Source organism: Sulfitobacter sp. 1A13368 (assembly GCF_043557275.1).
Classification (GTDB): domain Bacteria; phylum Pseudomonadota; class Alphaproteobacteria; order Rhodobacterales; family Rhodobacteraceae; genus Sulfitobacter; species Sulfitobacter faviae.
Genome location: NZ_JBIFFR010000002.1, coordinates 628,597 through 646,803 on the forward strand (window position 1 = coordinate 628,597; position 18,207 = coordinate 646,803).

General features: G+C 61.8%; 19 protein-coding genes and 1 tRNA gene. 6 read left to right on the forward strand and 14 right to left on the reverse strand.

Annotated features, from left to right (window positions below; genetic code table 11):
* Nucleotides 1-106 precede the first annotated feature (106 nt).
* The 5 genes from tsf to ACGYK4_RS06690 all read right to left on the reverse strand — a co-directional run bounded on the left by tsf (nucleotide 107) and on the right by ACGYK4_RS06690 (nucleotide 4,049).
* Nucleotides 107-982: a translation elongation factor Ts gene (gene tsf, locus ACGYK4_RS06670; protein WP_067262078.1), complete on the reverse strand. Its 876-nt coding sequence runs from the start codon at nucleotides 980-982 to the stop codon at nucleotides 107-109.
* Between the two features lie 98 nt (nucleotides 983-1,080).
* Nucleotides 1,081-1,956 (reverse strand): 30S ribosomal protein S2, encoded by an 876-nt coding sequence (rpsB, locus tag ACGYK4_RS06675; protein ID WP_067262080.1) that lies wholly within the window; start codon nucleotides 1,954-1,956, stop codon nucleotides 1,081-1,083.
* A 155-nt stretch (nucleotides 1,957-2,111) separates the two neighbouring features.
* A complete protein-coding gene (locus tag ACGYK4_RS06680; RefSeq protein ID WP_394455693.1) occupies nucleotides 2,112-2,960 on the reverse strand; it encodes a lysophospholipid acyltransferase family protein in 849 nt (282 codons plus the stop codon).
* On the reverse strand, nucleotides 2,957-3,715 hold the full coding sequence (locus ACGYK4_RS06685) for a GNAT family N-acetyltransferase (protein ID WP_394429995.1): 759 nt from the start codon (nucleotides 3,713-3,715) through the stop codon (nucleotides 2,957-2,959). Before ACGYK4_RS06685 ends, ACGYK4_RS06680 begins: the two co-directional genes overlap by 4 nt.
* 148 nt (nucleotides 3,716-3,863) lie before the next feature.
* Entirely contained in the window at nucleotides 3,864-4,049 is a 186-nt protein-coding gene (locus ACGYK4_RS06690) for a DUF3553 domain-containing protein (protein WP_067262087.1), read from the reverse strand.
* Nucleotides 4,050-4,078: 29 nt separating this feature from the next.
* Between ACGYK4_RS06690 and ACGYK4_RS06695 the strand changes: the two genes are divergently transcribed.
* Entirely contained in the window at nucleotides 4,079-4,681 is a 603-nt protein-coding gene (locus ACGYK4_RS06695) for a histidine phosphotransferase family protein (protein WP_394429997.1), read from the forward strand.
* Between the two features lie 3 nt (nucleotides 4,682-4,684).
* Here ACGYK4_RS06695 and ACGYK4_RS06700 read toward each other — a convergent pair whose 3' ends face one another.
* From ACGYK4_RS06700 to ACGYK4_RS06735, 8 genes are all read right to left on the reverse strand, one after another.
* Complete coding sequence (locus ACGYK4_RS06700; RefSeq protein WP_394429999.1) at nucleotides 4,685-5,950, reverse strand: glutamate-5-semialdehyde dehydrogenase; 1,266 nt, start codon at nucleotides 5,948-5,950, stop codon at nucleotides 4,685-4,687.
* A 28-nt stretch (nucleotides 5,951-5,978) separates the two neighbouring features.
* Complete coding sequence (gene proB, locus ACGYK4_RS06705) at nucleotides 5,979-7,085, reverse strand: glutamate 5-kinase (protein ID WP_394430001.1); 1,107 nt, start codon at nucleotides 7,083-7,085, stop codon at nucleotides 5,979-5,981.
* Nucleotides 7,073-8,107 (reverse strand): GTPase ObgE, encoded by a 1,035-nt coding sequence (gene obgE, locus ACGYK4_RS06710; RefSeq protein WP_394407730.1) that lies wholly within the window; start codon nucleotides 8,105-8,107, stop codon nucleotides 7,073-7,075. The genes proB and obgE overlap by 13 nt, the downstream gene beginning before the upstream one ends.
* A 30-nt stretch (nucleotides 8,108-8,137) precedes the next feature.
* Nucleotides 8,138-8,674: a GNAT family N-acetyltransferase gene (locus ACGYK4_RS06715; RefSeq protein WP_394430247.1), complete on the reverse strand. Its 537-nt coding sequence runs from the start codon at nucleotides 8,672-8,674 to the stop codon at nucleotides 8,138-8,140.
* 296 nt (nucleotides 8,675-8,970) lie between these two features.
* On the reverse strand, nucleotides 8,971-9,240 hold the full coding sequence (rpmA, locus tag ACGYK4_RS06720) for a 50S ribosomal protein L27 (protein ID WP_067262095.1): 270 nt from the start codon (nucleotides 9,238-9,240) through the stop codon (nucleotides 8,971-8,973).
* 12 nt (nucleotides 9,241-9,252) lie between these two features.
* A complete protein-coding gene (locus ACGYK4_RS06725; RefSeq protein ID WP_067262097.1) occupies nucleotides 9,253-9,939 on the reverse strand; it encodes a 50S ribosomal protein L21 in 687 nt (228 codons plus the stop codon).
* A 206-nt stretch (nucleotides 9,940-10,145) separates the two neighbouring features.
* A complete protein-coding gene (locus ACGYK4_RS06730) occupies nucleotides 10,146-10,955 on the reverse strand; it encodes a DUF2059 domain-containing protein (RefSeq protein WP_394455695.1) in 810 nt (269 codons plus the stop codon).
* Nucleotides 10,955-11,797, reverse strand: a complete 843-nt coding sequence (locus ACGYK4_RS06735) for a DUF2059 domain-containing protein (RefSeq protein WP_394455697.1) — start codon at nucleotides 11,795-11,797, stop codon at nucleotides 10,955-10,957. Before ACGYK4_RS06735 ends, ACGYK4_RS06730 begins: the two co-directional genes overlap by 1 nt.
* Nucleotides 11,798-11,942: 145 nt before the next feature.
* Between ACGYK4_RS06735 and ACGYK4_RS06740 the strand changes: the two genes are divergently transcribed.
* The 5 genes from ACGYK4_RS06740 (at nucleotide 11,943) to ACGYK4_RS06760 (ending at nucleotide 17,339) form a co-directional block, all read left to right on the forward strand.
* A tRNA-Ser gene (locus ACGYK4_RS06740) sits at nucleotides 11,943-12,032 on the forward strand.
* A 265-nt stretch (nucleotides 12,033-12,297) separates the two neighbouring features.
* A complete protein-coding gene (locus ACGYK4_RS06745; RefSeq protein WP_394455699.1) occupies nucleotides 12,298-14,238 on the forward strand; it encodes a TonB-dependent receptor domain-containing protein in 1,941 nt (646 codons plus the stop codon).
* A gap of 158 nt (nucleotides 14,239-14,396) precedes the next feature.
* A complete protein-coding gene (locus ACGYK4_RS06750; RefSeq protein ID WP_394455701.1) occupies nucleotides 14,397-15,251 on the forward strand; it encodes a universal stress protein in 855 nt (284 codons plus the stop codon).
* A gap of 21 nt (nucleotides 15,252-15,272) precedes the next feature.
* The gene (locus tag ACGYK4_RS06755) at nucleotides 15,273-15,686 is read left to right on the forward strand and encodes a c-type cytochrome (RefSeq protein ID WP_394455703.1); all 414 of its coding nucleotides are present in this window, start codon (nucleotides 15,273-15,275) and stop codon (nucleotides 15,684-15,686) included.
* Between the two features lie 123 nt (nucleotides 15,687-15,809).
* A complete protein-coding gene (locus tag ACGYK4_RS06760; RefSeq protein WP_394455704.1) occupies nucleotides 15,810-17,339 on the forward strand; it encodes a PAS domain S-box protein in 1,530 nt (509 codons plus the stop codon).
* On the opposite strand, the gene ACGYK4_RS06765 is transcribed toward ACGYK4_RS06760, so the two are convergent.
* On the reverse strand, nucleotides 17,336-18,070 hold the full coding sequence (locus ACGYK4_RS06765) for a response regulator (RefSeq protein WP_394448093.1): 735 nt from the start codon (nucleotides 18,068-18,070) through the stop codon (nucleotides 17,336-17,338). The genes ACGYK4_RS06760 and ACGYK4_RS06765 overlap by 4 nt on opposite strands.
* Between the last annotated feature and the right edge of the window lie 137 nt (nucleotides 18,071-18,207).

The window sequence follows — 18,207 nt, forward strand, 5'->3', positions numbered from 1 at the left end:
TGATGCTTCGAGCTGTCGTTTGTGTCTGCGCCCCTATCGGTGATTGGCCACGAAAAAGGGCGGCGCATCGGAATGCACCGCCCCATATTCTTCAGGTCGAGAAGGCTTAGCCTTTCGCGGCTTTCGCCACTTCTGCTGCGAAGTCTTCTTTGACGACTTCGATGCCTTCGCCAACTTCCAGACGCACGAAACCGGTGATGGTCGCACCCGCTTCTTCAGCGGCCTTGCCGACGGTCAGGTCAGGGTTCACGACGAAGGACTGGTTCACCAGTGTCACTTCGGACATGTACTTCTGCATGCGGCCGGTGATCATTTTCTCGATCACGGCTTCGGGCTTGCCGCTTTCGCGGGCGATGTCCATCTGAACCTGCTTTTCTTTCTCGACCACGGCCGGGTCCAGATCAGCTTCGGAGAGCGACGCGGGGTTCACAGCGGCGATGTGCATCGCGATCTGCTTGCCCAGTTCCTCGTTGCCACCGGTCATGGCGACCAGAACGCCGATTTTGCCCATGCCGGGTGCGGCGGCGTTGTGGACGTAGGAGACGACGGTCTCGCCTTCGATGCTCTGCATGCGGCGCAGGGACATGTTCTCGCCGATTTTGGCGATGGCGTCTGTCAGGGTGGTTTCAACGGATTTGCCGTCGATCTCAGCCGCTTTCAGCGCTTCGACATCGTCCACTTTCAGCGCGGCATCGGCGATGTTGCTGACCATGGATTGGAATTCGGCGTTCTTGCCGACGAAGTCGGTTTCGGAGTTCACCTCAACCGCGACACCGTGACCGCCTTCGACCTTAACAGCCACGAGACCTTCGGCAGCGGTACGGCCGGATTTCTTCGCCGCTTTGGCCAGACCTTTGGTGCGCAGCCAGTCGACAGCGGCTTCCATGTCGCCGTCGTTTTCTGTCAGTGCCTTCTTGGCGTCCATCATGCCTGCGCCGGTGCTGTCGCGCAGTTCCTTGACCATGGATGCTGTGATTGCCATCTCTTGGTTCTCCTTTGGAAATCGGGTGCAGGCTCAAGGCCCGCCTCTGGTGGAAATCGGGGCAGGTTACCCTGCCCCGTGTTTCAGGTCCGTGACGCTTAGCCTTCGGCTTTGGCGACGGTCTCTTTCTTGGATTCGATGTCCAGCGGTGCATCTTTGCCCATGGCATCGTCGTGCAGAGTCTCTTCGGACGCGTTGCCGATTTCGACGCCGGTGCTCTCTTCGCTCACGGCTTCTTCTTCGGGGGCTTCTTCCATGGCGCCCAGATCAACGCCTGCCGCACCCAACTGAGCCGACATGCCGTCGAGAGCAGCGCGCGATGCCAGATCGCAGTAGAGCGCGATGGCGCGGGCCGCGTCGTCGTTGCCGGGGATGATGTAGTCAACACCGTCGGGCGAGCAGTTGGTGTCAACCACGGCCACAACCGGGATGCCCAGCTTGTTGGCTTCTGCAATGGCCAGCGACTCTTTCTTCACGTCGATGACGAAGAGCAGGTCAGGACGGCCGCCCATTTCGCGGATACCGCCCAGCGACGCTTCAAGCTTCGCTTGGTCGCGTTCCATGCCAAGACGCTCTTTCTTGGTCAGGCCTTCGAAGCCACGCTCGGACTGTTCGTCGATGTTTTTCAGACGGTTGATCGACTGCGAAACGGTCTGCCAGTTGGTCAGCGTACCGCCGAGCCAACGGTGGTTCATGTAATACTGTGCGCATTTCTCTGCGGCGTCAGCGATCGGCTGAGCGGCCTGACGCTTGGTGCCGACGAAGAGAACGCTGCCGCCCTTGGCGACGGTGTCACGGATCACTTTCAGCGCTTCGTCCAGCATGGGGACGGTCTGTGTGAGGTCCATGATGTGGATGCCGTTGCGCGCGCCGTAGATATACGGGCCCATGCGGGGGTTCCAGCGCTGTGTCTGGTGACCAAAGTGTACGCCTGCTTCAAGCAGTTGGCGCATGGAGAACTCAGGAAGAGCCATGTCTTTATACCTTTCCGGTTTAGCCTCATCGGGGGTATGACAGCCTTATGCTGCCAACCGGCGGACGATCTGGGATTTCTCCCCAAAAGGCCCAACCCCGACTGCGGGTTCAAGTGGGGCGCATATAGGCCAGCGCGCGGCGCAGCGCAAGGGGCTTATTGCGGGCCCGACCCGCCATCACCACCTGTCTGGGCATGGCCCGTGCGCACGATCGCTTCGCAGCGTTGCGCCAGCGCCTTGCGCCCGGTGAATTCCGCCACCGGCAGCGGCGGGTGATAGACCACCTCAACCGCGCCCTGCCGGGCCGCGGCCAGCGTCGTTAGCAGATGCGCGCCAAAGGACATATCCCCCCACCAGCCATAGAACCGCGGATCTTCACCCTGCGGCGCATGGTAGATGACGCTGACGGGCTGCACCGCGATCTCATCCCGCAAGGCAGGGTCAAAGAAGGCCTCGAACAGCGTGGTCTTGAAGGGGAGCACTTGTAGCCCGTCGGTGCTGGTCCCCTCGGGGAAAAACAGCAGCTTATGCCCGGCCAAGAGGCGGGTCCGAAAAACTTCCGTCTGGTTGCGCGCCTCGGCCCGGTCGCGGCGGATAAAGACGGTGCCCGTCGCCCGCGCCAGCCAGCCGATGCCGGGCCAGCCCGCCACTTCGGATTTGGAGACGAAATAGATCCGTTTGGCTGCGTTCAGCGCGAAAATATCAAGCCATGAGGTATGGTTGGCCACCACTGCGCCGCGCCCTTCCATCAGGGTGCCGCGGCGGATAAAGCGCATGCCCATCACCCAGAACGCCGCGCGGCATACCATCTGCGTGATATGCGGGGTGATGGGCCGATGCAGGCCAAAAATTGGCCGCTCGACCAAGCGCAGCAGCAGCAAGACCAGTAACCCGCCAAAGACCAAAAACGCCAAGACCGCGCCGCGCAGCATGACCCGCAGCATCCCTGCAAGCGTCAAACGCCGCTTTGGCGGCGGCTGGTCGCTGTCCCAAGTCGTGCTCATGCAGCGCTCCCGTTATAGAACCGCATCTGCCGCGCGCTCATCTGTTTCGTATCAAGGATCAGGCAAACATCCGTGGTGTTGAAGGCGCGGTCGATATAGGCCCCCTCGCCCACGGTGCCCCCCAACCGAAGGTAGGCTTTGATCAGACTCGGCACCGCCAACATGGCCTTGCGCCGGTCCAACTCGGCCTCGGGGATCAGGTTCATGGGCGCGTATTCGCGCGCGCGGACCCGCAGTTCGGGCGGCGCCAAATGCCGGTGATGCAGAAGCGAAAGCGGCTCTGCCAAACCCGCGGTGTCGGTGCCGTGAAAGCTCGCCACGCCGAAAAGAACCTCGATCTCATGTTCGGCGACATAGCCTGCAAGCGCCGCCCAGAGGTGGTGCATCGCCGTGCCGCCGCGATAGGCGGGGTCAAGGCAAGAGCGCCCCAATTCCAACAGCTTACGCCCCGACTGGACAAGCGGCGCCAGATCGTACTCCGCCGCCGAATAGAAGCCGCCTGCCCGCGCGGCCATATCGCCCCGCATCACCCGGTAGACGCCCGCCAATTTACCGCTGCGCCGGTCGGTCAAAAGCAGATGGTCAAAGTAGGGATCGAACCGGTCCCGCTCCAAGCCGGCGGCATGATCGACCATCGGCCCACCGCCGCCCAACTCCCGCACGAAAACGTCGTACCGCAGCCGCTGTGCCGCCTGCACATCGGCCTCCGTCTGCGCCAATCTGACCTGAAAATCTGCTGCTACGCCCCGTGGCATCGGCCAATCCTATGCCCGAAATGAAAGTCTCCGCCTGATAGGCAATCGGCTGCGCGGGCGCAACAGTTGCGGGGAAAGCGGAAATCGGTTACTCTCCCTATGGTTGCTTTAAGAAAATTTTCTTCCACCATTAAGGATTTGGAAAGGGTCATCCCTCATCAAAGACCGGCATTAATTCCAAACGAAAGCTGTCTATGACCACCTTGCCTTGGTCACGAAAGTTGACCGTCACTTTGCCGCCAATGTTGCTTTGCACCTGCCCCGTGCCCCATTCAGGATGTTGCGGATGCATGACCAGCATGCCCGGCGTCAGCAGCGCGTTCAGATCATCCATACCTTTTCCAATCATTCCAAGGGACCACCATGGGCCAGCTTAACATCGACCTGCCCGCCCTGATCGGCAGCCGCATTTGCCACGACTTGATATCGCCAATCGGTGCCATCAACAACGGGCTAGAGCTGCTTCAAATGGCCGGAACCGGCGCCGCACCGGGGCCTGAGCTTGCCTTGATTGGTCAAAGCGTCGAAAGCGCTTCGGCCCGGATCCGCTTTTTCCGCATCGCCTTTGGGGCTGCGGGCGATCAGACCATGGGCCAGAACGAGGTGACATCGATCCTGCGCGATCTCTATGCCGACTCACGGGTTGAGATCGACTGGCAGGTTACAAGCCCGCAATCACGCAATGGCGTGCGGATGGCCTTCCTCGCGCTGCTCTGCATCGAGACGGCCCTGCACCACGGCGGGCGGATCACCATCGGTGAAGAGGCGGGCCGCTGGTCCCTAAGGGCCGAGGCTGACAAGATCGCGATAGACCCTGAACTTTGGGCGCTGCTGACGCAGACCGGCGCGGACAGGCGGCTACAGCCCGCGCAGGTTCAATTCGCACTTTTGCCGATTCTGGCCGAAGCACAGGGGAGAGAAATCACGCTCGACAGCGGCGAAACGGCACTGACCCTCTCGTTCTAAAGGTCAGCCGCGCACCGTCCCCTCGCCACGCACTAGGTATTTAAAGCTCGTCAATTGCGCCGCACCAACAGGGCCGCGGGCATGAAGCTTTCCCGTGGCGATGCCGATCTCTGCGCCCATGCCGAACTCTCCCCCATCTGCGAATTGGGTCGAGGCGTTATGCATCAGGATCGCGGAATCCAGCCCGCTGAAGAAGGCCGCGGCGGTCTCGGTATTCTCGGTCAGGATGCAATCGGTGTGACCCGAACCATACTCCCGAATATGCGACATCGCAGCGTCCAGATCGGGGACGACCCGCGCCGCGACGATCATATCGAGGTATTCTTGCCCCCAATCCGCATCGCTGGCCGGGACCGTGCCGGGGACATTCTGCAAGGCCGCATCGGCGCGCACTTCGACGCCTGCGTCAATCAACGCTCGGATCACGCCATTGCCAATGGTCTTGGCGACATCCTCATGGATCAAAAGACATTCCGCCGCGCCGCAAATGCCCGTCCGTCGTGTCTTGGCGTTCAGCACGACCTTCAACGCTTTTTCGGGATCCGCCTCGGCGTCGATATAGATGTGCACGATGCCTTCCAGATGGGCAAAGACCGGCACCCGGGCCTCACGCTGGACCAAGCCGACAAGCCCCTTGCCGCCGCGCGGTACGATCACGTCGATGGTATCGGTCATCGTCAGCATCTCACGCACCGCCGCCCGGTCGCGCGTCGGGACCAATTGCACCGCGTCTTCCGGCATGCCCGCATCTCGCAGCCCTTGTTGCAGGCAGGCGTGAATGGCGCGCGATGAATGAAAGCTTTCCGACCCGCCGCGCAGGATCACCGCATTGCCCGCTTTGAGACAAAGCGCGCCCGCATCCGCCGTCACATTGGGGCGCGATTCATAGATCACGCCGATCACGCCAAGCGGCGTGCGCACGCGCTGGATGTTAAGGCCGGAGGGCTGGTCCCATTCAGCGATCACCTCGCCCACCGGATCGACCTGTTCCGCGACCGACCGCAGCCCGTCGACCATGCCGCGAATGCGCTCTTCGTTCAGCATCAGCCGGTCCATCATGGCGTCCGACAGCCCCTTGTCGCGGCCAAAGGTGAGGTCTTGCTCATTGGCGGCGATGATCTCAGCCCGGTTTTTCCAGACCGCATCGGCAGCGCTGATCAGGGCGGCGTGTTTCCGCTCGGCTGTGGCGGTCGCCAGTTGCGCTGCCGCTGCACGGGCGCGGGCGCCAATATCGGCCATCAGCTCAGAGATATTCTCGATGTCGTTCATAGCCTTATGCCCCTGTCTTCATCTTGTCTTAGAGCGCCATATCGTCGCGATGGATCAAAGCCGCACGCCCCGGGTAGCCCAACAGCGCCTCGATCTCTGCGCTCTTGTGGCCCTTGATCTGCCCGATCTCCCCCGCCGAATAGCGGCTGAGACCATGACCCACCGCATGACCGGCGGGGTCATACATGGCGATGCTATCGCCCCGTTCAAAACGCCCCTCAACGGCGGTCACCCCGGCCGGCAAGAGGGATGTGCCCCGCGCCAATGCCGCCACGGCTCCGGCGTCCAAGGTCACCGCCCCGCGCGGCTTCATCGCGGCAATCCAGCGCTTACGCGCGGCTTGTGGGTCACTTTGCGCGCTGAACCAAGTGGCATTTGCCCCACCTTCGAGCGCGGTGAGCGGGCGCATGACGAACCCATCGGTGATCGCCATCGCACAGCCCGCCGTTGTCGCCGTCCGCGCGGCCATCAGCTTGGTTTTCATGCCACCTTTGGACAGGCCCGACCCGGCATCACCGGCCATCGCCTCAATCTCGGGCGTGATGCTCTCGATCACATCGTAACGTTTCGCGGTAGGGTCCTGCGAAGGGTTGGCACTGTAGAAACCATCCACATCGGAGAGCAAAATCAACTGATCCGCCCCCACCGTCACCGCGATCTGCGCAGCGAGACGGTCGTTGTCGCCAAAGCGGATTTCGTCGGTCGCGATCGTGTCATTCTCATTCACAATGGGCACGACGCCGAGCGAGAGCAGCTGCTCCAAGGTCGCGCGGCTGTTGAGGTAGCGCCGGCGGTTGGCGCTGTCTTCCAACGTTACCAGCACCTGCGCCGTGGTGATGCCATGGGGGGCCAGCACCTCTTCATAGGCCCGGGCAAGGCGGATTTGCCCCACCGCCGCGGCGGCCTGCGCCTGTTCCAGCGCCAAGACGGTCGGCGGAAGGCCCAGAACACCCCGGCCAAGCGCGATGGAGCCCGAGGATACCAGCACAACATCGCAGCCTAAGCCCTTGAGCCACAAGACATCTTGCGCCAATCCAGTCAGCCAGTCCCGGCGCAGATTGCCGCTATCGCGGTCCACCAGAAGGGCGGAGCCGATCTTGATCACGACACGGCGGGCGGTGCTTAGGGTTGCCAAGGCGTCTCTTCCTCGGTGCTGCGGAAACGCAGGCGGTCTTCGTCGATATTCTGGCGCAGGGTGCGCAATACTTCCGTCACGCCTTCGCCAGCCACACTGGACATCATCATCACGTTTCCGCCGGAAGCTTTTTCCAATTCTTTCAAACGGCTTGCGCGCTCTTCCTCATCCAATGCATCAACTTTATTCAACACAGTGACACGCGGCTTTTCTGCCAGATCGCCACCATAGGCTTCCAGCTCTCCGATGATGGTGTGGTAATCCTCCGCCACGGTTTCGGAGGTGCCATCGATAAGGTGCAACAACACCGCGCAACGCTCGACGTGGCCAAGGAAAAGATCGCCCAGACCCCGCCCTTCGGAGGCGCCTTCGATGAGGCCGGGAATATCCGCCACCACGAATTCAGTGTTATCGACACCGACCACGCCAAGGTTGGGGTGCAACGTAGTGAATGGGTAATCGGCAATCTTGGGCCGCGCGTTCGACGTGCTTGCAAGGAAGGTCGACTTGCCCGCATTGGGCAGGCCCAGCAGGCCAACGTCGGCGATCAGCTTGAGCCGCAGCCAAAGCGTCCGTTCCACCCCTTCTTGCCCGGGGTTCGAGCGGCGGGGGGCTTGGTTGGTCGCGGATTTGAAATGCAGGTTGCCCCAGCCGCCATTGCCGCCGCGCGCAAGCTGCACGCGCTGGCCAAGCTCGGTCAGATCGGCGATGACGGTTTCCTGATCCTCGTCGAGGATCTCCGTGCCCACGGGCACCCGCAGGATGATATCCTCGCCGTCCTTACCGGTGCGCTGTTTGCCCATGCCGGGCTGGCCGTTCTTGGCAAAGAAGTGTTGCTGATAGCGAAAGTCGATCAGCGTGTTCAGCCCATCGACCGCCTCGGCCCAGACCGAGCCGCCGGTGCCGCCATCGCCGCCATCCGGGCCACCATATTCGATATATTTCTCACGCCGGAACGACACACAGCCGCCGCCCCCGGCACCGGATCGGATGTAGACTTTGCACAGGTCGAGAAACTTCATGGTCTTGCCTTTCAGGCACGGGAAACGGAGCTACAGCTTGCGGCTATAGGTCCATGTGGGTACGGCAGCATCGCGGGCCAAGCAATAGGTTTCCGCGTCGCCGAGATAGACAAAGCCAGCATTGGTCAGCACCTTGGCCGAAGCCGGGTTGTCATGGAAAACAGAGGCAAAAAGCGCATCATTGCCCAAAGGGTTGGCATTCACCAAAGCCTGCACCGCGTCCGAGGCCAGATGGGTGTTCCAGAACGCCGGAGCCACCCAATAGCCGATTTCGGATTGGTTGCGGTCAAGCCGGGTGAGGGAGATCACGCCCATCACCTCGGAGCTATCCGCGCGGGTACCGTCCATGACCCAGACGTCTTCTTCACGGTCATCGGACATCGCACGGCTCACATAGGCTTCGACACTGCCGGGCGGCAGCGGATGCGGGATCGAGGATGTTGCATTGGCGACCCGCGGGTCGCTGGCATACATCTCGATCATGCCCATGTCGGACCGGCGCACCGGGCGCAGATCAAACCGCTCTGTCTCAATAAGGGGTTGGTTCACAATCGCTTCCAACTGCATCGTCATGTTCCTCCTCCGAACAGACTGGATTGGGGGCCTTTGGCCAAACGGGCCGCCCCTGCCCCGATCACGCGCAAGCCGCGCGCCGAGGCGTTGACACATTCGACATATTCCTCCCTGCCGAATGTAACGACTTTATCAAATTTCAGCCGCACCCCGCAAAGAGCGGAAAAACGGCCCGGCAGGCCAATGGGCCCTGAACTGGAAAACAAAAACATTGGGGGGTCTTCCCGAAAAGAAAAAGGGACCGGCGGTATCGCCGATCCCTGATTTTTTCAAACCCTTTGGGGTACGGCTTATTCAGCGGCCTCCGCGCGTGGCAGAACCGAAATGAACGTGCGGTTTTTCAGACCCTTGTGGAAGGTCACAGCGCCGTCGACGGTTGCAAAGATCGTGTGATCCTTGCCCATGCCAACGCCTTCGGCAGGCCAAAACTTGGTGCCGCGCTGACGCACGATGATGTTGCCGGGGATGACGGCTTCGCCGCCGTATTTTTTCACGCCAAGGCGACGACCAGCTGAGTCGCGCCCGTTACGGGATGAACCGCCTGCTTTTTTATGTGCCATCTCGGTCTCTCCTTAGCCTTTGGTCTTTTCTTTGGCCTGTTCGACCCAGCCTTCACGCTGGATACGGCCTTTGAAAGACAGTTTCTCGTCAACTTCAGCGATATCCGCTTCGGTCCATGCTGCGATTTGAGCGAAGGAGGTGATGCCCGCTTCGTGCAGCTTTTTCTCAAGCGCGGGGCCAACGCCGCTCAGCGCCTTCAGGTCGTCCGCGCCGGCTTCCGACATCTGGTCGGCTTTCTCGGCTTTCGGAGCGGCCTTGGTGGCTTTCGCCTTCTTGGCCTTCTTGATCTGCGCAGCCTCATCGGTCTTGCCGGTGATGGCAGCCACGGCGGCGGCGCTTACGGAGCCTGTGCCGACAGCTTCGGATACGCCCGACTTCTCTGCGCCGGAGGCGAGAATGTCGGTGATCTTGACCAGCGTCAGCTTCTGACGGTGACCCTTGGTGCGCTTGGAAGAGTGCTTCCGGCGGCGCTTGACGAAGTTGATGACCTTTTCGCCTTTGATCTGATCAACGACTTCGGCCTGAACGCCTGCGTCTTTGACCGTGGGCGCGCCGAGCACGGGGCTGTCGCCGCCCAGCATCAGAACTTCGTTAAACTGGACTGTTTCGCCAGCATTGGCTGCAATACGTTCAACGCGCAGCATATCGCCCGCTTGAACCTTGTATTGCTTGCCGCCTGTCTTGATGACCGCAAACATGCGTCTTCCTTTTCTGTCATCCGCGTTCTGTGGCCCCCGCTTGGGAGTTTGTGGACGGCTTTCCGGCCGATCCGCCTCGAACAGCGCGCCCATGGGGCGTCATTAAAAAACAATCCCGAAAACGGATTACCCGCCGGGATGCGGGCTTATCTTCGGAATGGCGGGGCAAGTCAAGTAGGTTTTCTTGGCCCTGCCCCTTGGGCCTGTCAGAGGCTTTCGGCCACCATGTTCAGCGCCAATGCGCGCCCCAGCCCGTAAGAGATATCCTCATAGGCCCGACCGAATCCGTCGAAAAGCCCGCGATTGAGCGCCCGGCCCGCCGGTGTCTCGGCAAAGGCCGCATATTGCGCGATTTCGGCGTTGGCCAAAGGGTGATAGGCGAGCAGCATATAGGCGTGCAACCAGACGGAGGTGTCTTCGGTCACCGCATCCAAATCGGCGCCAACATCGGCCAAGAGGTCTTCATCACTGTCCTCCAGCGTGCCGCCATCGCGCATGCCGCGGAGGAATTGGAAATTGCTGTTGAGTGCCGTGCCAACATTGCGGTCGATCATATCGGAAGCGTCGATCAACCGGCGGATCAAAGTCACCCGGGGATCACCGTCTCCCGCCAGGACCCCATAGTTCGCCCTCGCAATCTGCTCAATCTCAGGCTCGGCGATGGCGGCGCGGGCGGCATTCTCCAGCCCGACGATCCGGCGCCCCAGTTCGGTGGAATAAAAGGCGATCGCCTTTTCGACCTCCTCCGCCGTCATCGTCTCTTCCAAGGCGCGGCGAACCATTTCGACCATACGCTCGGGATCGTGGATGCTTTCGACCTGCATCTGCCATGCTGGGCCGCCCTGCCCGGCCAGCATGTCTTGGTTCAGCACCTCCGCATGGGCCTGCCCTTCGTCGCTGAGGATCACCGCCGCCTGCCGAAGCTCCAACAGATCGACCAGCACGGTCATCCGCGCGTCGGCCCAAGCGGGCAGCGCCAGAAGCCACAGAAGCGGCGCGAAAACCCAAGCCCGCATCAGATGTCCTGACTGGGCTGCATGGCCGCAAGTCGCGCGGCCACGGCCTCGAACCGGTTGGCCATGATCTCATATTGGACGGCGTTCATCAGCGTATAGACTTGCTGCATCTTGGGATGCTCCAACGCCTCGGCATAGGCGGCAAGGTCTTCGTCCGAGAAGGATTGATAGGTATAGGCGGCGTTGGCCAGCGCGTTAGCGGCGATCTGCGCGCCCAGCTCATCCGCCTGCGCCCGCATCGCCCCGCGCAGGTCCGGCTCTTCCATCTGCAATTCGATCACCCCGGCGCCCGCGGCGGCCAGAAGGAAACGAATCTGCACCTCTTGAACGGCCCGGACCGAGATTTCCTCGACATCGCTGGCCACGTTCAAGCGCCGCAGGGTCTCCAACCGGGGGGAGCCGATCCGCTCGAGCCCCGCGATGATGGCGGCACCGCTTTCGGCCTTCAGCCCATCATCCTCAGCCATATGCGCTTTGTTCTCGACCACCACCAAACGCTGGCCCAGATCGGAGGCATAGAATCCGGCGGCATGATCCAACAGGTCATCGCTGAGCGTCTCGGCAAGGATATCCATCGCCATGTCGTGCATCAACTCGGTGTCAAAGACATCGCGCACCAGCCGCGACCACTCCGAGCCGAAATCCTTGCTTTGCAGCCCCAACATTTCAGGCGCAGAATCGGCGGACAGGCGGATGCTCTCCAACGCCACGTCAAAGCCGGTTACCTCCAAAAACCGCTCCAACGCGCCGCGATCCGCCGCCCGCAGCGGCAGGGCAAGCGCGACGAGCAGCATCAACGCCATGACAAAGGGGGCTGCAATCATTCGGTTTTGGCGAAACATGGGCGGTCCTTTCGCAGAATTCTGCCTTTAAACTTAGGCTCTACCAGCCTCGGCGCAATGAAAATCCCCAAACTTTCAATTGATGCGCAAAACCCCTCTTGCCACTGCTGGAAAAGGCGACTAAACGGACCCCCCAGACCCCCGCGGAGAGGTGCCGGAGTGGTCGAACGGGGCGGTCTCGAAAACCGTTGAGCCTTCACGGGTTCCCAGGGTTCGAATCCCTGTCTCTCCGCCACTAACGCCTTGGGCGTGGTGCTTATTTCCCCCGATACGAAGACGCTGGTCAGTCGCCGCGCAAGCCTCGACGTCGCCGTCCTCCAAACCGGTCTGCTTAAAGACCAGGCACCCGCGTAGAAATCCAACGCCGCAGCCGCCACCCTCCCGCTTTAGCCAAATCCGCGCCTTGAACATTTCGGCGGATTGTCGCAACTATCCGCGCAGAGCAAGCAAGCGGTTTCATGAGTCCCAGCCAGCCAAGGATTTCTACAAGGGACAATAAAATGAAAACCAATACCGCCAAGCGCGTCGCGCTCTCTTGGCTGATGTGCTCGACCGCCACTCTCGCTTACGCGCAAGACGACACCGCCTTCGATCTCGGTGTGCTGCGCATTCAGACCTCAGCCGCTCAGGCTGTTTTGGGCAATGACGAGATCACCGAAACCGAAATCGAACAGCGCAACCCGGCCACCGTGGCCGATGTCTTTGCCGGCGAATCCGCGATCACCGCCAGCGGCGGCGCGCCGATCGCGCAGAAGGTCTATGTGAACGGGATCGAGGAAAGCCTGCTTTCCGTCACCATCGATGGCGCGCGACAGAACAAATCGGCCTTCCACCATACCGGCAACGTTCTGCTGGATCCGGCCTTGCTGAAATCCGTTGAGGTCAGCGCGGGGCTTGCCCCGGCGGATCAGGGGCCAAACGCGCTGGCGGGCTCTATCGCCTATACCACCAAAGACGCCCGCGACCTGTTGGACGGGGACGATCCCTTTGGGGGTCGCTACACGCTGTCCTATGGCAGCAATGGCCAAGGGTTCCGCAACACCCTGACCCTCTTCGGGCAGAACGACGGTTTTGAATATCTGCTGAGCGGCACGCGCGCGACGGGCGACGATTATGATGACGGCTCGGGCAGCACCATCACCGGCACGGCGGCGGACCTGACCGACTATATCGCGAAATTCGCCTATACCTCGCAAAGCGGCAAACGTCTGAGCTTTTCGGCGTCTGAGACAACCGACAATGGCCTGCGCGCGTCTCAAGGTGGCTTCATCCGCCCCGACTTTGCCGATGTGATCGGGCGCGACACGGTGCTTTACGAAGCGCTGTCGCAGCGCACCTCCTATACGCTGACCTATGAGGATGAGAACCCATCAGGCATCTGGGCGCCCTATGCACAGCTCAGCTATAACGAGCAGGCGATGGATGTGGGCTCGCTCTACGGGGTTAACAAAAGCTTCAGCGGTGTGCTGAGCAACGAATTCACCCTGCGCAACGGCAGCGTCAATGTCGGTGTCGATTTCTTTGATGAAAGCGCCGAAGGCTATGACAACACGGTCAGCCCGCGCAGTTCGAGCGGCCGCGAAGAGCTTAGCAACATCGGTATCTTCGCGCAGGCACGGCAGGATCTGTCGGACCGCATCTCCGTGTCCTACGGCGGGCGCTATGATTGGGCATCCTTCGAAGGCGCGGATGGGAGCGATTTCGACGCCAGCGGCGCCAGCGTCAATGGCTCGATCGATTACGTCTTGAACGATCAATGGACCCTCAACGCAGGGGCTGCCTCCAGCTGGGGCGGTTATGAGTTGGGCGAGGCTGCATTGGTCAACTTCCGCACCCCGTGGAATTATGACGGCTTCACCACCTCGCGCGCCAATGCGGTGCGTTTGGGCCTGCGTTACGACAGTGGCCCTTGGGCGGTCAAAGGCGCGCTGTTTGACACTGAGATCGAAGACATCAACGCCGTTCTGCCCTCGAGCGGCGCACGCGGTGCTGTGGACGATCTGACATCGCGCGGCTTCGACGGGTCGGTCACCTATACCGGCGCGCGCGGCTTCGCGACCTTGAACTACACCTATGCCGATGTGCAAACCAACGACGCGACAACCGCCACGACCGCCTATTACCTTGGCCGTCCGGTCGGCCATATCTTTGGCTTCGAAGCGGGCTATGACGTGACCGAGGAATGGCGTATCGGCGCGACCGCGCAGATCGCCTTGGAGAACGACGATACCGATGTGTCGCTCGACGGCTATGAGGTGGTCAATCTCTACGCGGAATACAAACCGCGGCGGATGGAGAACCTGAACGTGCGCATGGACGTGCAGAACCTGTTCGACGCGACCTATGCAAGCCGCAGTTCCGATGGGCTTGGGCTTGCCAATGTGGTGCCCCTGACCGAACCGGGCCGCACTGTCAGCCTGACCGCGTCGATCAGCTTTTAACTGACGCAGGTATCGCCCCCCTTTGCGCGGGGGCGATACCCTTTTCCGGCGCATGCCGCCTACGGTTCTTTCCGCAGTCCTCCTCCCGCTTGATCCAGATCAATGCAGCCGCGCCCAGCCTGCCCCATAATGGCCGTGGTCACATGAGGAGCGTCGCCATGCAAAATGCCACCATCACAGCCGTTCTGGGGGTCGATGCCCGGCCCAATCAGCTTGAGGCCCTCGCCCGCGAGGCGCAGACCCGGGGCACGCATCTGATCGTTCTTCTGCTCAGCGAAACCCCTGCCGTCCCGGTCTATTCGATGGGGGTGGGCGAACTCAGCACCTATTCCCTCCCGGCGGGCTGGCAGGCGGATGTGGACGCGGCCCGCGAGGCGGTCGAAAAACAGCGCGCGGAATTTTCGCAGTATCTCACCGATCAAGGCGCCAGCGCGGATGTGCGCGCGGTCTGTGGCGATGCCTCCGCCTTGCGCAACACGGTGGCGCGGGCGGGGCTGACCTGTGACGCGGTGCTTATCGGCACGGACCTGCGCGAGGACAAGCGCCTGTTTGAGGACATCGTCCATGCCGCCCTCTTCGAGTCCGCCGCGCCCGTTTTGCTCAACACCGCGCAGGCCAAACTGGCTTTGACCCCGCAATCGGTCTTCGTCGCATGGAAAGCGGGCATTCCCGCCACGCGGGCGATCCGCGCCGCTCTGCCAATCCTGCGCAATGCGCGGGAGGTAACGGTGGCGCTTTTCGATCCGGTCTCGATCTCGGCCTATGACGGGGAAAACCCCGGGACCGATGTCGCCGCCTGGCTGACCCACCAAGGCTGCAAGGTCGCGGTACAACAATATGCCAGCGGAGGAGAGGACATCGGCACCGCCATCCTGAAACGCGCCAAAGAAACCGGGGCCGATCTGATCGTCATGGGCGCCTATGACCACTCCCGCCTGCGCGAGATGGTTTTTGGCGGCACGACCCGCAGCCTGATTGAACAAAGCGCCTTTCCTGTGCTTCTGTCACACTAACGCCCATCGAAAGGACCCCCTATGCGCCCTCACCTCGCTGCCCTCACCGGGCTATCCTGCGCCCTCCTCTCCGCCTGTTCGGAGGGGTCTTCTGACGACACCGACCGGGTGCGCGCGGGCCAGCGGGTCTATGCCAAGGAATGCGCCGCCTGCCACGGGGCGCAGGGCGAAGGGGGCGGTCCGATGTCCTTGCATCTGGATGTGGTGCCACCGGATTTGGCCGGGCTGAAACAGCGCAACGACGGCTACTTCCCGCGCGAGTTTGTCAGCCGCTTTGTCATGGGCCAGCTTGCGAAAGACGATCCTTCTTCGCCCATGCCGGACTTTTCCGCGGTGGGTCTGCGCCACGTCTACCCCAATGGCGGCGCGGATGGGGAGGTGCTGGAAACCGATTTCGCCAATCTGCTCGACTATCTGGAAGCGATCCAGTGGTAGGGCCGGCGTGGTTCGGGAGGCAGCCCTCGGGCACTTGAGGCGCCCCCGCCCTGCATTGCGCCCCCGCCCGCTCTCACGCTATCGGATGCCTTGCCCCGCAGCCCCTACAGACGGAACCCTTGCATGAAGATCAACGACGAAAGCCCCGTTCTGCTGGCCCTTCTGGACGCAGCCGTCGATGCCATGGTGGTGGCGGATCACGCGGGCAATATCCTGCGGGTGAACAAGGCGGCGGCCATGCTCTTCGGCCATCCGGTCGAGGATCTGGTAGGGCAGAACGTGCGCATGCTGATGCCGGGGGATATGGCCGTTCAACACGACGGCTTTCTGCGCCACCATCTCGAGACCGGAGAGAAACGCATCATCGGCGTGGGCCGCGACGTGGAAGGGCTGCGCGCGGATGGCAGTGTCTTCCCGCTGCATCTTTCCGTGGGCCGCGCCGATATCTCGGGCGAGGTCGCCTTTGTCGGCATCATGCACGATCTGTCGCGCCGAAAAGCCGCCGAGGAGGCCACCGCCCGCTCGCAACGGATGGATGCCATCGGCCAGATGACCGGCGGCATCGCGCATGATTTCAACAACCTTCTGACGGTCGTGATCGGCAATCTGGAACTGCTGGAGATGTCGGAAACCTCGGCCAAAAGCGGCGCGCTGATCTCGGACGCGCTGGAGGCGGCAGAGATCGGGGCCGATCTCACCTCACGCCTGATGGTCTTTGCCCGCAAGACCACGCTGAACGCGGCGGAGATCGACCTCAACGCCGAAGTCTCCAAAGCCGTGGCGATGCTCAAACGCACCATCGGCGCGCATATCGCGGTCGAGACGGGCTTTGCCGAGGACCTTTGGCAGGCCAAGGTGGATGCCACCCAGCTTCAGACCGCCGTTTTGAACATCGCGCTCAATGCCCAAGACGCCATGCCTTCGGGCGGGAAAATCACGCTGGAAACGCGCAACATGCAGCTTGACGACACCTATGTCGCACAGGAAATCGGCATCGACATGGGCAACTACATCCGCCTGTCGATCGCGGACACGGGCGAAGGCATGTCTGCTGAGACCCGCACCCGCGCGATGGAGCCGTTCTTTTCGACCAAACCGGTCGGCCAAGGCACGGGGCTGGGCCTGTCGATGGTTTACGGCTTCATCAAACAATCCGGCGGGCATATCGCGATCTACAGCGAATTGGGCAAGGGCACGACGATCAGCCTCTATTTCCCCGCCCTCGTGGACAGCACCAGCACGCGGGCGGCCTCCAGCGACGCGCCAGAGCAGCACGCCGGTATCGGCACCGGCCTGCGCGTGTTGCTGGTCGAAGACGATCCGATGGTCCTGCGCCTGTCGGAACGGCGGCTGGAGTCGCTGGGGTTCGACTGCGTCACGGCAACCACCGGCGATGCGGCTTGGGACATCCTGCAAGACCGTGACGACATCGACGTGGTCTTTACCGATCTGGTGATGCCGGGGGAGTTGTCGGGCCATGCGCTGGCCAAACGGGTCGCGGCGGAAATGCCCGATCTGCGAATATTGATCACCTCGGGATTTTCCGAAAACGTCCTGCGCGGCGAGGAAGAGAGCCATGCCTTCGCCCTCTTGCGCAAACCCTATAGGCAAGCGGATCTGGCCGAAGCGTTTCGCGCCTTGTTACAAGACTAACCCGAGGTGGCGGTGGGGCTTTCGGTCAGCACATAGCCCACCCCGCGCACCGTTTTGATCAAAAGCGGACGCGCCGGATCACGCTCGACCTTCTTGCGCAGCCGCGCCACTTGGTTGTCGATGGTTCGGTCCAAGGGTGCCCAGTTCTGCCCGTCGATCAGATCCATCAACCGGTCCCGCGACAAGGGCTTTTTCGCGTGGTTCACAAAGGCGGCCAAGAGTTTGAAATCAGCCGTGGTCAAATCCCCCTCCTGCCCGTTCCGGCCCACCAGCAGCATCCGGTCGAGGTTGATCTTGAGCCCATCAAGCGCAAGCCACGGCTCCGCGCTTTGCGGTGCGGGCGCCTCCGCCTCGCGCTTGCCGCTGCGCCGCAGGACGGATTTTACACGGGCTAAGACCTCACGCACATGGAAGGGTTTGGTCAGATAGTCATCCGCGCCCAGTTCCAACCCGACAACACGGTCGATCACATCGTCCTTGCCCGTCACCATGAAGATCGGCACGTCATGATCGCGGCGAAGGTCGCGCGCGATGTCCAGCCCGTCCTCCGCGCCGAGGTTCAGATCCAAGGTCACCAGATCGAAAGCCTCCGCCGCAAAGGCCGCGCCCACGCTCTGCGCGTCATGCGCCTCGGTCACAAGGTAGCCGTCGCTTTCAAGGCAGCGCCTCAGAAGCGTCCGGATCTTCGCATCGTCATCAACAACAAGGATCTTCTTCGCGGTCACGCCCATCACCCCAAAAGTTGCGTTTGTATAGTCCGCAACCCAAGCGAGCACCACCCGCCACGCCATCCCCTGCGACAAAGCGTTACAAACGGATACAAGACCAAAGGTCGTTCTGCGACATGCGCCTGAGAATGTGACCGCGC